A 13,747-nucleotide genomic window follows, 5' to 3' on the forward strand; every position below is an offset into this window, starting at 1 on the left:
GTCAGGACTCCGCGGCCAGCTGGCGGGCCAGGGGCAGGATCTTCTTCTCCAGTGCCTCGGGGGTGATGGGGCCGATTTGCTTGAAGCGGATCACGCCCTTTTTGTCGATGAGATAGGTTTCGGGCACGCCATACACGCCGTAGTCGATGCCGACCCGGCCATCCATGTCGAGCACCGACAGGGTGTAAGGGTCGCCATGCTGGCTCAGCCAGGCGCCGGCGCGCTGGCGGGTCAGACTGGTCTCGTCGGCGAGGGACAGCTTCTTGGCGTCGATGCCGCCGTCGCCACGCACTTCCTTGTAGTTGAGGCCGACAATGGGCAGCCCGCCCTGTTTGGAAAAGGCGACCAGCAGCGGGTGTTCGGCCCGGCACGACACGCACCAGGACGCCCACACGTTGAGCAGCCACACCTGGCCTTGCATGTCTGCAGGCGAGAAGGTCTTGCCGGGCTCGGCGAGCTTTTCCAGGCTGAAGGCCGGGGCGGGCTTGCCCACCAGGGGGGAGGGGACTTCGTGGGGGTCGCGGTTGAGGCCGATGGCCAGGAACACGACCAGCGTCAGGAAGAGGCCAAGGGGAATCAGGAAACGTTTCAAGATGCGGCTCCCTGGGCCGCCAGCTTGCCGGCCCGTGCTGCGGTGGATTTGAGGCGATAGCGCCGGTCGCTGGCGGCAAGCAGCCCGCCCAGGGCCATCAGGACGGCACCGCCCCAGATCCAGCTGACGAAGGGCTTGTAATACACGCGGACACTCCAGGCGCCGTCGCCGCCTTCCAGCGGATCTCCGAGGGACACATAGACGTCGCGGGTCAGACCCGGGTCGATGAAGGCTTCGGTCATGGGCATGGCCGATGAGAAGTACTTACGCTTCTCCGGGTGCAGGGACATGACCAGCGTGCCGTCCTTGAGCAGCTCCAGGTTGCCCCGCGCCGCGTTGTAGTTGGGGCCGCTGATGCCCTCCACGCCCAGGAAGCGGATCTGGTACTCGCCGGTCTTCACGGTGTCGCCGGGAGCCATGCGCACGTCCCGCTCGGATTCGTATTGAGTGACCATGACGATGCCGACAACGGTCACGGCCACACCCATGTGGGCCAGGTGCATGCCCCAGAAGGCGCGGGGCGGCAGGCTGCTGCGGGCGCGGCTGATGATCTGCAACACCGAGGCGCCAACGATCCAGATCGCCAGCCCCAAGCCCAGGGCTACGCTGCCCGACCAGCCTCCGTAGAAGAACGGGATGCTGACGCCGGCGGCCACGGCAACGCCGAAAGCCCAGCGCAGGGGGCGGGCGATCTCCGCCAGGCTGGCCTGCTTCCAGCGCGCCACCGGCCCCACCGCCATCAGGAACAGCAAGGGCACCATCAGTGGGGTGAACACGGCGTTGAAGTAGGGGGGGCCAACGGACAGCTTGCCCAGGTTGAGGGCGTCAATCACCAGGGGGTAGAGGGTGCCCAGCAGCACTGCACCGGCTGCGGACAGCAGCAACACGTTGTTGATCAGCAACAGGGTTTCCCGGGATACCAGGGCGAAGGCGCCCCCCAGGCTGACTTTCGGTGCTCGCCAGGCGAAGAGTGTCAAGGACGCGCCCACCACCACGGCCAGGAAGAGCAGGATGAAGATGCCGCGCTTGGGGTCGGAGGCGAAGGCATGCACCGAACTCAGCACCCCGGAACGGACCAGGAAGGTGCCGAGCAGGGACAGGGAGAAGGCGCCGATGGCCAGCAGTACCGTCCAGTTCTTGAAGCTGCCGCGCTTCTCGGTGACGGCCAGGGAGTGGATCAGCGCCGTGCCCACCAGCCAGGGCAGGAAGGAGGCGTTTTCCACCGGATCCCAGAACCACCAGCCACCCCAGCCCAGCTCGTAATAGGCCCAGATCGAGCCTAGGCCGATGCCCAGAGTCAGGAAGATCCACGCGGCGGTCGTCCAGGGGCGAGACCAGCGCGCCCAGGCTGCATCCAGACGGCCCGACAGCAGTGCGGCGATGGCAAAGGCAAAGGCCACCGAGAAGCCTACGTAGCCCATGTAGAGCATCGGCGGGTGGAAGATCAGCCCTGGGTCCTGCAGCAAGGGGTTCAGGTCGCGGCCATCTTCGGCGCCGGGGAGCAGGCGTTCGAAGGGGCTGGAGGTGAGCAGGATGAACAGGATGAAGCCGGCAGCCACCAGGCCCAGCACGCCCTGCACCCGGGCCACCATGTCGTCGGGCAGGCTGCGGGAGAAGGCCGCCACCGCCAGGGACCACAGGGACAGCATCAGCACCCACAGCAGCAGTGAGCCCTCATGGCCGCCCCACACGCCGGAGATGCGGTATTCCAGCGGAAGGCGCGAGTTGGAGTGCTGGGCGACATACACCACGGAGAAGTCGTTGTTGATGAAGCTCGCGGTCAGGCAGGCGAAGGCCACGGCGATGAGCAGGAACAGCATCGACGAGGCCGGACGGGCCAGACCGATCCAGGCGGGCACCCCGCGCTGGGCACCGATCAGGGGCAGGGTGCCCTGGACGAGAGCCACCAGCAGGGCGAGGACGAGGGCAAAACTGCCGATTTCCGGGATCATGGGGGAGCCTCCGGGCTTACTGCTTGAGGGTACGGGTAGCTTCGTGGGCCTTGTCTACAGCGGCTTGTGCTTCCGGCGGCATGTAGTTTTCGTCGTGCTTGGCAAGCACCTCGGTGGCGGTGAATTTGCCGTCCGCGCCCAGCACGCCCTGGGCCACCACGCCTTTGCCCTCGCTGAAGAGGTCCGGCAGGATGCCTTGATAGGAAACCGGGATTTCCTTGGCGGTGTCGGTGACGACGAAACGGGCAACGATGTCGCTGCGTTGCAGGCTGCCTTCCTTGACCAGTCCGCCGATGCGGAAAGCACGCTCCTTGGGGGCTTCACCGTTGGCCACCTGGGTGGGTGTGAAGAAGAACACCAGGTTGCTCTGGAAGGCGTTGAGGATGAGGGTGGCGGCAATGCCGAGGGCGGCAAGCCCACCGACGATGATGGCGAGGCGTTTCTGACGTGGTTTCATGGTTCAGTCCTGAGTGTCCCGGTCGGCGGCGAGTTCCCGGCGCAGGCCGCGCCGCACGGCAGCAAGGCGGTGGCGCACCAGCACCACCTCGATCAGGAGCGCCGCAGCGGTGACGCCGAAGCTGCCCCACACATAAAGGCCGTAGCCTCCCATGGCGAAGAATTCGCCTGCACTGCCCCAGTTCATCGTTGCATCTCCGGCAGTTCGGCCACCCAGGTGGCGTGGCGTTCCCGTTCGAGAATGATGGCCCGCACCCGGTAGAGGGCGATGGCGATGCTGTACATCCAGAAGGCCAGGGCCATGATCAGCATGCCCCACAACATGGTGGTGGCCATGGTCGGCGCCTTGGTCATCGATACGGATGCACCCTGGTGCAGGGTGTTCCACCACTTCACCGAGAAATAGATGATGGGCACATTCACCACGCCCACCAGAGCGACGATGGCGCCGGCCTTGTCGGCCCGGCGCGGGTCATCAATGGCGGCGGTGAGGGCGATGTAGCCGATGTAGAGGAAGAACAGGATCAGCTCGGAGGTGAGACGGGCATCCCACACCCACCAGGCGCCCCACATGGGCTTGCCCCACAGGGCCCCGGTCCACAGGGACAGAAAGGCGAACAGCGCGCCGGTGGGGGCCAGGGCGGAGCTCATCATGCCCGACAGGCGGGTGTTGAAGGTGATGCCGATGGCCGCCCAGAAGGCCATCACGCAGTAGATGAACATGGACATCCACGAGGCTGGCACGTGGATAAAGATGATCCGATAGCCCTCGCCCTGCTGGAAGTCGGTGGGCGCGACGAAGAAGCTGATCCACAGCCCCGCGGCAGCAAGAGCGGTGCCCAGGGCTGCAAACCAGGGCCACATCTTTCCTGCCAGGGGGTAGAAGCTGGCCGGCGAGGCGAACTTGAACCAGTTGATGAGACGCTGACTCATGGATGAATCCGGTTGATTGGATCGGACCGCCCTATTCGAGGGCGATGCGCAGGGCTGCCGTGGCCGCCCAGGGAGCAAAGAACACGCCCAGGGCCAACAGGGCCCCGAGCAGGGACAGGTGACCGCCTGCGCCGAGGCCGGCCACGTCGGCCTCTACTGCCCCGGCCCCGAAAATGAGTGCCGGAATATACAGGGGCAGCACCAGCAGGGACAGCAGCACGCCGCCACCGCGCACCCCCAGCGTGAGAGCGGCGCCGATGGCACCCACCAAGGATAGTACCGGCGTGCCCAGCAACAGGCTGATCATCAGTACCCCCAGGGCCCGGGCAGACAAGTCGAACTGCAGCCCGATCACCGGCGCCAGTAGCACCAGCGGCAGCCCGGCCGTCAGCCAGTGGGCCAGCACCTTGCCACTCACCAGCACGGCCAGCGGAGTGGGAGACAGGCTCATCTGCTCGAGAGTTCCGTCCTGGTGGTCGGCCGCGAACAGGCGGTTGAGGGACAGCATGGCGGCCAGCAGCGCGGCGACCCACAGCACGCCGGGGGCGATGCGCCGGAGCATGGCGGTTTCCGGCCCGATCCCCAGGGGAAACAGGCTGACCACGATCATGAAGAAGAACAGGGCGGTGAACACCTCGCTCTTGCGTCGGGCGGCGAGCAGCAGGTCACGGCGGACGATGGCGATGAAGGCGTTCATGCGGCCACCTCCCGGGCCTCGGCGCCCGCCCGCGGAGGCGTGGCTGCGCTCAGCTTGAGGGTGGTGCCGCTGCCGGCCAGCTGCACCGCCTGGTGGCTGGTGAAGATCAGCATGCCGCCCCGGGCCAGGTGTTCGTCGAGGATGCCGCACAGCTGGGTGACCGCCGCCACGTCGAGGGCCACGAAGGGTTCGTCGAGGATCCACAGGCGGGCTTGGCTGCACAGCAGGCGGGCCAGGGCCACCCGACGTTTCTGGCCCTGGGACAACACCCGGGCGGGCAGATCCTCGCGGCCTTTCAGGCCGATGCGGCGCAGGGCAGCGATGGCGGTGGCCTCGTCCAGGGGGCGACCGGCCACGGCGGCGGCGGTCTGCAGGTTTTCCAGGGCGGAGAGGTCTTCCTTGATGGCCGGGGCGTGGCCCAGGTAAAGCAGGCGGGCGTGGTAGTCGTCGCGGGCCTCGCCGATTGGCTGGCCCTCCCATTCGATGTGCCCGTCGGCAGCTGGTGACAGGCCGGCAAGCATGCGCAGCAGGCTGGTCTTGCCGGCTCCGTTGGCGCCCTCGACCTGCAGCCATTCGCCGGGGGACACGGACAGGTCCACGGCAGAAAACAGGCGGCGATCACCGCGGTCGCAGGCCAGGCCGTGGGCACTGAGCATCAGGGGGCACACCGGGAAGTCAAAGGTCGGCGCATTCTGCCCGACCCACCGGGGTGGGTAAACCGCCTAGGTCAAGTAAAGGGGGCTGAGGTTTCTCAGTGGTGGGCCGTGCTGGCGTAGCCTTCGGGCAACACGGAGGGGGGCGGGGTGGTGGCGCGCTCTGCCTGCTCGTCGGTCTGGGGGTCGTGGGGGGCGCCATCCCCAATCTCCACGACCTCCATCACCTGCCTCGCCAGCGCCCGGCAGGCGTTGCCCACATTGGAGGGCAGGCCATCCGGGATGCTTTTCTGGAGCAGTAGTTTGGATGCCGACAGGCTCGCCACCGGGTGGAGCAGGCGGTTGCGGTGGGCGCCGAGCATCTGGGCCACGCTGCGGTCGGCGGCGTCCCGGGCCCAGGCGTTGGTGGGCCACTGGGAGGGCAGGGCGTAGGCGTGGGGGAAGGCTTCGAGGTCGGCCAGCACGGTGCGCAGGTCTTCGTGAGAGTCACGGAAGGGCAGGATAACGATGTCGGCGAGGCCACCCAGCATGCGGTCCACGTCGGCACGGTTGCCGCCGCCGTCGATGACGCCGATCCAGCCGTTCATGGTGCGCAGTTTGCCGACCACCTTGTGCAGGGCTTCGGGGGTGCGGGCGTCGGCGGTGACATAGCGGCGGCCGTCCGGGCTTAGGGGCTCCCGGGAGGTGTCGGTGAGGACGCAGGCGGAGCGCTGGCCGAGCAGGCCGAGGCCCTGGCAGAGCATGTGGGACAGGGTGGTTTTGCCGGTGCCGCCCTTGTTGCCGATGATGCAGATGATCCGGGACATGGTGGGAATCCTCTCGCTGAACGCCAGGCGCGATGGCGCCATTATTCGGGCATTAACGGCCGCAGGAGGGGCGGAATTGAGGGGCTATCTGCCTGTAATTCCGGATTTCTGCTGATAGGCCGGCCCGGCGGGGCGGTAGCAGTAGAGGCGGGTGCGGCGGCGGTCGCCCACCTCGATGACCTGTTCCGGTTCGATGCCGTCCACGGGAAAGCTGTTGCTGACCAGCAGGGCGCCCGGGCGCAGTTCGGCGCTGGCCTTGCGCCACACCTCAGCCATGGGGACGGGCGAGAGGAAGGCGTAGACGAGGTCGTAGTCGGTCCACGGGATCTCGAAGAAATTGCCCCGGGCCAGGGCGATGGTGGGTTGCCGGCGTGACAGCAGGACCGACAGGGCGTAGGGCGCAGGGGCCGATTCGATGCCTTCGAGGCGGCAGTCCGGGCGCATCCGGGCCAGGGGGCGGAGCAGGGAGCCCGTGCCGCTGCCCAGGTCGAGGAGGCGGGCGGGACGTTGCCGGGGGAGCAACTCGGCGACGGCGGCGGCGGTGCTGGGGTTGGACAGAAACAGGGGCACCTGGGTGCGGAAGCTGCTCCAGAAGACCAGGGCGAAGCCGATGAAGGCCGCCAGATACCAACCCGGGGCGATGTGCAGCTGCAGGGCGGCCAGGACCAGGGGCGCGAAACCCAGGTGGATCCAGCGCCACCAGGGGGCGCTGCCGAGGGCGGTGGCTGCGCCCGCGGCAGCCACCGCCTGGACTACGGCCACCGGCCACAGCCCGCCCGGCAGCACGCCGCTGCGGGCCACGGCCAGCGCCGCGGCCGTGCCGACGAGCTGGGCCAGCAGGGCTTTGAGGGCGGGGGGCAGTTTCATCCTGCTTTCCTCAGTTTGAAGTCGTCTGCCACCTCGGGCTCCGTGGCGTTTCCCGTGGGGTCGAGTGAATTCGACCCACGGGCCGTCAGTTGCCGTTGGTGCATCCGTTGTGCCGGGAGGCGTGGGCTTACTTGGCCGTCTTGGCGTCCTGGACGGTTTTGGCCATGGAGGCCTTGAGCTTTTCCACCAGAGGACCGATGCGTTGCTGGGTGATGGCAGCGGACTTCTGGGTCACGATCGGCATCTTCTCCAGCAGGGCCACGCCGGCGGGGCTGCGGTAGAAGGCCAGCAGGCCATCCACTTCCTCCTGGGTGAAGGTTTCGGCGTAGAGCTTGATGTAGGCACTCTTGAGATCGGCCCAGTTGATCTCCTTGCGGATGATGGTGCCGGCCTCTGCGGTGAAGGTGTCGATCACCTTCCGGCCCTGGGGGGTGAGGGTCTTGCCCTGCAGGCCCTGGGCGATGGAGTTGCGCACGGCCTGGTCCAGGCTTTGTTGGGCAACGCTGACCGAGCGCTCCATGCGGGTGGCGACCAGAAGCTGGGAGATGGATTCATTGCTGGGCGGGGCGGCAAAGGCGGAGCTGCCGATGAGCAGGGTTGTGACCAGCAGGGACAGGTGTTTCATGGAAGGCTTTCGTGACCGGGATGGCAAGGATGTGCCCGGATGATGAAGCCATTTCGGGGCGCTGCAAAGCCCGCCACCGGGCTGGCGGGGCGTGGGCAGGTGAGATTGCGTTTCGAGCGTGACGAAATGGACGGATGCCGCCCCGGCGCCGTGCACCGGAAGCGGCATCCCGTGCCGTTCAGGCGGCCTGGCTGGCCTTGGCGGCTTTGTCCGACCAACGACCGAGCAGGGTCTGGCGTTGCCCTGCCACCTGGCGGATCGCCGCCGCCTTCACATGGCCATAGCCGCGGATGCCTTCGGGCAGGCTGGCGATCTCTGTCGCCAGGGGCAGGCGGCCGGTATCCAGGGTGGCCAGCAGCAGGGTGATGTCCTGCTCGTACTCCAGAATCAAGGCTCGCTCGGCGCGGCGTTCCGGGTGGTAGCCGAACACGTCTAAGGGTGTGCCGCGCAGGCGGCGCAGGCGGGCCAGCCATTTGAAGGCGCTGAGCATCCACGGGCCGAAGACGAGTTTGCGGATGCGTCCGGAAGCCGGGTCGGGGCGGGCCAGGAAGGTGGGGGCAAGGTGGAAGTGAAGCTGGAAGTCGCCCTCGAACTGGCGCGCCAGGGCGTCCTGGAAGGCCGGGTCGGTATACAGGCGGGCGACTTCGTATTCATCCTTGTAGGCCAGCAGCTTGAAGTAGTTGCGGGCCACCGCCTCGCTCAGTTGCGTGCTGCCCAGCGGAGCCTCGGCAGCACGTACGCGGGCCAGCAGCCCGGTGTAGCGCCGGGCGTAGGCGGCGTCCTGATAGTCGGTGAGGATGGCGGCCCGGCGGGCAATGCGCTCGTCCAGGGTTTCGGGGCGGATGGGGATCACCGGGGCCGGGGTGACTTCCCGCTCCACCGCGTGCAGGTCCACCGCCGCCCGGCGGCCCCACAGCAAGGCCTGCCGGTTCATGTCCACCGCTGCGCCATTGAGTTCGATGGCCTTGTGCAGGCTGGTCTCGCTGATGGGCACCCAGCCCTTCTGCCAGGCGTAGCCGAGCAAAAAGAGGTTGGTGGCGATGGCGTCGCCGAGCAGGCGGGTGGCCAGGTGCTGGGCGTCGAGAAAGTCGCAGCCCTCCTTGCCCACCGCCTCGACGATGGCGGCCTGCATCTTGTCGAGAGGGAACTGCCAGTCGGGGTTGCGGGTGAATTCCGAGGTGGGGGTTTCGGCGCAGTTGACCACGCCCCGGGTGCGGCCGGTGGACATCTTGGCCAGGGCGTCCACGCTGGCGGTGACCACCACGTCGCCACCGATCACGGCGTTGGCCTCACCCGCGGCGATGCGCACGGCGTGCAGGTCTTCGGGCCGGTCGGCGATGCGTACGTGACTGAACACCGAGCCGCCCTTCTGGGCCAGGCCGGTCATGTCGAGCACGGTGACGCCCTTGCCGTCCAGGTGGGCGGCCATGCCGATCAGGGCGCCGATGGTGACCACCCCGGTGCCGCCCACGCCGGTGACCAGGATGCCCCAGGGCTCGCGGGTGGAGGGCAGCCGGGGGGCGGGCAGGGGGGCAAAACGGCTGTCGTCGCCCTGCAGGCCACGCCCCTTGCGCACCCTGCCGCCAGCAACGGTGACGAAGCTCGGGCAGAAGCCGTTCATGCACGAGAAATCCTTGTTGCAGGCCGACTGGTCGATCTGGCGCTTGCGCCCGAACTCGGTCTCCACCGGCAGGATGGCCATGCAGTTGGATTCCCGGCCGCAGTCGCCACAGCCTTCGCATACCGCCTCGTTGATGAAGACACGGGTCTGCGGGTCGGGGTAGGTGCCGCGTTTGCGTCGGCGGCGCTTCTCGGCGGCACAGGTCTGGTCGAAGACCAGGGCCGACACGCCGGCGGTGCTGCGCAGCTCGCGCTGGATCACCTCCAGTTCGTCCCGGTGGCGGATCGGGATGCCGTGGGGGATGTCGGCCACGTGCCAGGGGCGGTCGGTGCCGTCGGTGACCAGCACGATGGTGTTCACCCCTTCTCCCTGCAGCTGGCGCAGCAGCTTGGGCACGCTCAGATCGCCGTCCACCGGCTGGCCGCCGGTCATGGCCACGGCATCGTTGTAGAGGATCTTGTAGGTGATGCCACTGCCCTGCGGCCCGCTGCCGCCGGGCCGGTTGAAGGCCGCCACCGCCTGGCGGATGGCCAGCAGGCCGGAGTGGAAGTAGGTGCCGTCGCCCAGGTTGGCAAAGATGTGCGCTTCGTTCAGGAAGGGCGCCTGGCCGACCCAGGGCACGCCCTCGCCGCCCATGTGGGTGAAGGTGCCGGTCTTGCGGTCGGGCATGAAGGTGGCCATGTAGTGGCAGCCGATGCCGGCCATGGCGCGGCTGCCTTCGGGCACCACCGTGGAGGTGTTGTGGGGGCAGCCGGGGCAGAAGGTGGGCACCCGGTCGATGGCGAAGACGCGGCGGCCGAGGGTGGCCTCCTTGGCCTGCAGGAAGGCCAGGCGGGCCTCAATGCGTTCCGAGGTGAAGAAGCGCCCGATGCGCGCGGCGATGACCCGGGCGATCATGGCCGGGGTCAGCTCACCAGCGGCGGGGAGCAGCCATTCGCCGTGGTCTACGGTGGTGCGGCCGTCGGGGCCGAGAGTGGTGAGCAGCGACCACTCGCCCTTCTCGTCAAACTTGCCGACAACGCGGGGGCGCACGTCCTCGCGCCAGTTGTAGAGTTCTTCCTTGAGCTGGTATTCGATCAGCTGGCGTTTCTCCTCGATCACCAGGATCTCGTCCAGACCCTCGGCGAAGTGGCGCACGCCCTCGGCCTCCAGGGGCCACACCATGCCCACCTTGTACAGGCGGATGCCGATCTCGGCGGCGAGCTGCGCGTCGATGCCCAGGTCGTCGAAGGCCTGGCGCACGTCCAGATAGCTCTTGCCGCTGGTGATGATGCCCAGGCGGGGCTGGGGCGAGTCGATGACGATGCGGTTTAGGCCGTTGGCCCGGCAGTAGGCCAGGGCAGCGTAGAGCTTGGCGTGGAGCAGGCGCTTCTCCTGCACCAGGGGCGGGTCGGGCCAGCGGATGTTGAGGCCATCGGGAGGCAGGGCGAAGTCGTCGGGGATCTTCGTGGTGACCCGCAGCGGGTCCACGTCCACCGAGGCCGAGGTCTCCACTGTATCGGCCAGGGCCTTGAAGGCCACCCAGCAGCCGGAATAGCGCGACAGGGCCCAGCCATGCACGCCGAAGTCGAGATAGTCCTGCACCCCGGCCGGGGCCAGCACCGGCATCATCATCGACTTGAAGAAGTGGTCGGTCTGGTGGGGCAAGGTGGAGGATTTGGCGGCGTGGTCGTCACCGGCGATCACCAGCACCCCGCCGTATTGCGCGCTGCCGGCGGCGTTGGCGTGGCGGAAGACGTCACCGCAGCGGTCCACCCCCGGCCCCTTGCCGTACCACATGCCGAACACGCCCTGGACGCGGGCATTGGGTGACAGGGACACCTGCTGGCTGCCCCACACGGCAGTGGCCGCCATGTCTTCGTTGATGCCGGGCTGGAAGACGATGTCGTGGTTGGCCAGGTGGGCCTTGGCCTTCCACAGGGTCTGGTCGAGCCCGCCCAGGGGCGAGCCCCGGTAGCCGGAGACAAAGCCGGCGGTGTCGAGCCCGGCGGCCCGGTCGCGCTCGCGCTGAATCAGCAGCAGGCGCACCAGGGCCTGATAGCCGGTGAGATAGACGCGCCCTGAGGGCGTGGCGTACTTGTCGTCGAGTAGCGTGCTACCCGATATGGGGGCGCTTAGGGCGCGGACGGGGTCCTGCTCGGCCATGATGGTTTCCTCGCAAAAATCGTGTTTTTGATCCGCTCGCGGGAGGCGCCTTGTGGGTGCCGCCGCGGAGGTGTTGCAAGGCGAGTCTGGCCGCCGGGGGGTGGCAGCTCAATACTTGGATACCCTGATGGCCTGCCGGTTCCGGTGCGTTCGGGGTATGTCGGATGTCAGGTGCTCTTGTCGGTCTCCGTGATCGCGTAATATAGGGCGCTGAAAATTGTCGATTCACGCTGCGATCTACAATCTGCCGACTCTGCCTGGAGCGCGATCCTTGGAACCACACCCGCTGCCGGTCGATGAGCCGGCGTCCCGTGCCGTGCCGGAAACGGCCGACGATACGCCACGGCTCCTGGCCCGGATCGGCGCACGCCTGCGGCATTGGTGGTGGTTCAAGGGCCTCGGCACCAGTCTCTTCATGTATGTGTTCTTCCAGGCTTACCTGGAGTTGCTCCATCACCCGCTGAGACCGGTGTTCGAGATGCCTCTGACCTGGGTGGATCGACAGGTGGGCTTTCAGCCCTGGGCGCTGGCGGTATATGCCTCCCTGTGGATCTACGTGTCCCTCCCCGCGGCATTGGCCCCGGGCTTCAAGCGTCTGTTCAGCCTGGGCCTGCACATGGGGTGCCTGTGCGGGGTGGGGCTGCTCTGTTACGTTTTCTGGCCCACAGCTGTACCGCCAGCCGACGTGGACTGGGGGCTCTACCCGGGCTATTCGCTGCTCAAGGGGATCGACCCCGGGGGCAATGCTTGCCCGTCCCTGCACGTGGCGGCAGCCCTGTATTCAGCGGTCTGGCTGGGGCGTGAGCTGCGTGAGCTGCGCTGCGGCCTGGCCTGGCACTGGGGCAACTGGCTGTGGAGCGGCCTGATCGTGTTTTCGACGCTGGCAACGAAGCAGCATGTCCTGCTGGATGTGCTTGCCGGCAGTGTTCTTGCCGCGGTTGCGGCGGCCCTTTCACCCGGCCTGTGGCGCGGCAGCCACGGTGGCGGGAGGGGAAGGATTACGGTATAACCGCGCCGCCGTCCTGGCGCTGGATGCGAGGAAACGAAATGGTGGAGCCTGCACGCGGGGAAGACCCGCAGACTGCAATGGGCACGTGCGATGTGCTGGTGATTGGAGGTGGTCCGGCGGGCAGCACGGTTGCGCCGCTGCTGGCCCGCCAGGGCTACAAGGTGGTGCTGCTCGAGAAGGCCCATCACCCCCGCTTCCATATCGGTGAATCCCTGCTGCCGGCCAACATGCCGTTGCTTGAGACCCTGGGTGTGGCTGAAGAGGTCAGGGCCATCGGCATGGAAAAGTGGGGGGCGGAGTTCGTCTCCCCGTGGCATGAGCACGGCCAGGAATTCCGCTTTGCCGACGCCCTCAACAAGTCGCTGCCCATGGCCTATCAGGTCAAGCGCGCCGACTTCGATCATGTCCTGATCCGCAATGCGGCCCGCGAGGGCGTCGAGGTTATCGAAGGCTGCAAGGTGGGGGCGGTGGATTTTCAGTCGGACACGCAGGGCGCGGTGGTCCGGGCTACCCATGATGACGGGCGAGAGCAGCGCTGGCAGGCGCGCTTCGTAGTCGACGCGTCGGGTCGCGACACCTTCCTGGCCAACCGTTTCCAGATCAAGCACCGAAATCCGCGCCATAACAGTTCGGCCATGTATGCCCACTTTGCTGGCGCTCGCCGTCACCAGGGCCAGGCGGAAGGCAACATCACCATTTTCTGGTTCGACCACGGCTGGTTCTGGTTCATCCCCCTTTCCGACGGGCTGACCAGCGTGGGTGCCACCGTGTGGCCCTACTACATGAAGACCCGGGCCGGGCGGAGCCTGACCCAGTTCCTGCTTGACACCATCGCCAGCTGCCCGGCCCTGGCCGAGCGCTTGAAGGATGCGCAGATGGTCACCGACGCCGAGGCCACCGGCAACTTCTCCTACGTGTCGGAGCGTAACCACGGTTCCAACTACCTGATGCTGGGCGATGCCTTCGCCTTCATTGATCCGGTGTTCTCGTCCGGGGTGATGCTGGCCATGAACAGCGGCTTCGCCGGGGCCAAGGCGATCGACACCTGTCTGTCCCGCCCGGCCGAGGCAGGTGCTGCGCTGGCGGAGTTCGACCGGGTCGTGCGACATGGGCCCGAGGTGTTTTCCTGGTTCATCTACCGCATCACCAACCCCACCATGCGCGATATGTTCATGGGGCCGCGCAACATCTTCCGGGTCCAGGAGGCGCTGCTCTCGGTGCTCGCCGGCGATATCTACGGCAGCACCCCGATCTGGTGGCCGCTGCGCATCTTCAAGGTCATCTACTACCTGTCTTTCCTGGGCAATCTGCGCCAATCCCTCCGGGGCTGGCGCAACCGCCGGATCAACATCCGGCCCGTGGATGAAGCCGGCCTGGGGGCCGGCCAGTGA

The 13,747-nt window shown here is 67.2% G+C and carries 13 protein-coding genes; 2 read left to right on the forward strand and 11 right to left on the reverse strand.

Annotated features, from left to right (window positions below; all coding sequences use genetic code 11):
- Nucleotide 1: 1 nt before the first annotated feature.
- From PHI64_RS02390 to PHI64_RS02440, 11 genes are all read right to left on the reverse strand, one after another.
- Entirely contained in the window at nt 2-595 is a 594-nt protein-coding gene (locus PHI64_RS02390) for a DsbE family thiol:disulfide interchange protein (RefSeq protein ID WP_299878427.1), read from the reverse strand.
- Nucleotides 589-2,544 (reverse strand): heme lyase CcmF/NrfE family subunit, encoded by a 1,956-nt coding sequence (locus tag PHI64_RS02395; protein ID WP_299878005.1) that lies wholly within the window; start codon nt 2,542-2,544, stop codon nt 589-591. Before PHI64_RS02395 ends, PHI64_RS02390 begins: the two co-directional genes overlap by 7 nt.
- A gap of 16 nt (nt 2,545-2,560) precedes the next feature.
- A complete protein-coding gene (gene ccmE, locus PHI64_RS02400) occupies nt 2,561-3,001 on the reverse strand; it encodes a cytochrome c maturation protein CcmE (protein ID WP_299878008.1) in 441 nt (146 codons plus the stop codon).
- Between the two features lie 3 nt (nt 3,002-3,004).
- Entirely contained in the window at nt 3,005-3,187 is a 183-nt protein-coding gene (gene ccmD / locus PHI64_RS02405) for a heme exporter protein CcmD (protein ID WP_299878011.1), read from the reverse strand.
- On the reverse strand, nt 3,184-3,933 hold the full coding sequence (ccmC, locus tag PHI64_RS02410) for a heme ABC transporter permease CcmC (protein WP_299878014.1): 750 nt from the start codon (nt 3,931-3,933) through the stop codon (nt 3,184-3,186). Before ccmC ends, ccmD begins: the two co-directional genes overlap by 4 nt.
- 31 nt (nt 3,934-3,964) lie before the next feature.
- Complete coding sequence (gene ccmB / locus PHI64_RS02415; protein ID WP_299878017.1) at nt 3,965-4,630, reverse strand: heme exporter protein CcmB; 666 nt, start codon at nt 4,628-4,630, stop codon at nt 3,965-3,967.
- Nucleotides 4,627-5,286, reverse strand: coding sequence for a cytochrome c biogenesis heme-transporting ATPase CcmA (gene ccmA, locus PHI64_RS02420; RefSeq protein WP_299878020.1), 660 nt, complete (start codon nt 5,284-5,286; stop codon nt 4,627-4,629). Before ccmA ends, ccmB begins: the two co-directional genes overlap by 4 nt.
- A gap of 95 nt (nt 5,287-5,381) precedes the next feature.
- Nucleotides 5,382-6,089, reverse strand: coding sequence for a hypothetical protein (locus PHI64_RS02425; protein WP_299878022.1), 708 nt, complete (start codon nt 6,087-6,089; stop codon nt 5,382-5,384).
- Between the two features lie 84 nt (nt 6,090-6,173).
- The gene (locus PHI64_RS02430) at nt 6,174-6,950 is read right to left on the reverse strand and encodes a trans-aconitate 2-methyltransferase (protein ID WP_299878428.1); all 777 of its coding nucleotides are present in this window, start codon (nt 6,948-6,950) and stop codon (nt 6,174-6,176) included.
- A gap of 133 nt (nt 6,951-7,083) precedes the next feature.
- A complete protein-coding gene (locus tag PHI64_RS02435) occupies nt 7,084-7,581 on the reverse strand; it encodes a DUF2059 domain-containing protein (protein WP_299878024.1) in 498 nt (165 codons plus the stop codon).
- Between the two features lie 178 nt (nt 7,582-7,759).
- Complete coding sequence (locus PHI64_RS02440; protein ID WP_299878027.1) at nt 7,760-11,347, reverse strand: indolepyruvate ferredoxin oxidoreductase family protein; 3,588 nt, start codon at nt 11,345-11,347, stop codon at nt 7,760-7,762.
- A gap of 271 nt (nt 11,348-11,618) precedes the next feature.
- Here PHI64_RS02440 and PHI64_RS02445 point away from each other — a divergent pair, with 271 nt between their 5' ends.
- Nucleotides 11,619-12,356 carry a phosphatase PAP2 family protein gene (locus PHI64_RS02445; RefSeq protein ID WP_299878030.1) on the forward strand — a complete coding sequence of 246 codons (738 nt, stop codon included), beginning with the start codon at nt 11,619-11,621 and terminating at the stop codon, nt 12,354-12,356.
- 77 nt (nt 12,357-12,433) lie between these two features.
- Entirely contained in the window at nt 12,434-13,747 is a 1,314-nt protein-coding gene (locus PHI64_RS02450; protein WP_299878033.1) for an NAD(P)/FAD-dependent oxidoreductase, read from the forward strand.

The organism is Zoogloea sp., from assembly GCF_028689785.1.
In the GTDB taxonomy this organism is placed as follows: Bacteria; Pseudomonadota; Gammaproteobacteria; order Burkholderiales; family Rhodocyclaceae; genus Zoogloea.

Bases quoted from the DNA above. Each gene is read 5' to 3' on its own strand.
- PHI64_RS02435 (WP_299878024.1), bottom strand. From the start codon at position 7,581: ATGAAACACCTGTCCCTGCTGGTCACAACCCTGCTCATCGGCAGCTCC.
- PHI64_RS02440 (WP_299878027.1), bottom strand. From the start codon at position 11,347: ATGGCCGAGCAGGACCCCGTCCGCGCCCTAAGCGCCCCCATATCGGGT.
- ccmC (WP_299878014.1), bottom strand. From the start codon at position 3,933: ATGAGTCAGCGTCTCATCAACTGGTTCAAGTTCGCCTCGCCGGCCAGC.
- ccmA (WP_299878020.1), bottom strand. From the start codon at position 5,286: ATGCTCAGTGCCCACGGCCTGGCCTGCGACCGCGGTGATCGCCGCCTG.
- PHI64_RS02395 (WP_299878005.1), bottom strand. From the start codon at position 2,544: ATGATCCCGGAAATCGGCAGTTTTGCCCTCGTCCTCGCCCTGCTGGTG.
- PHI64_RS02450 (WP_299878033.1), top strand. From the start codon at position 12,434: ATGGGCACGTGCGATGTGCTGGTGATTGGAGGTGGTCCGGCGGGCAGC.
- ccmE (WP_299878008.1), bottom strand. From the start codon at position 3,001: ATGAAACCACGTCAGAAACGCCTCGCCATCATCGTCGGTGGGCTTGCC.
- ccmB (WP_299878017.1), bottom strand. From the start codon at position 4,630: ATGAACGCCTTCATCGCCATCGTCCGCCGTGACCTGCTGCTCGCCGCC.
- PHI64_RS02425 (WP_299878022.1), bottom strand. From the start codon at position 6,089: ATGTCCCGGATCATCTGCATCATCGGCAACAAGGGCGGCACCGGCAAA.
- ccmD (WP_299878011.1), bottom strand. From the start codon at position 3,187: ATGAACTGGGGCAGTGCAGGCGAATTCTTCGCCATGGGAGGCTACGGC.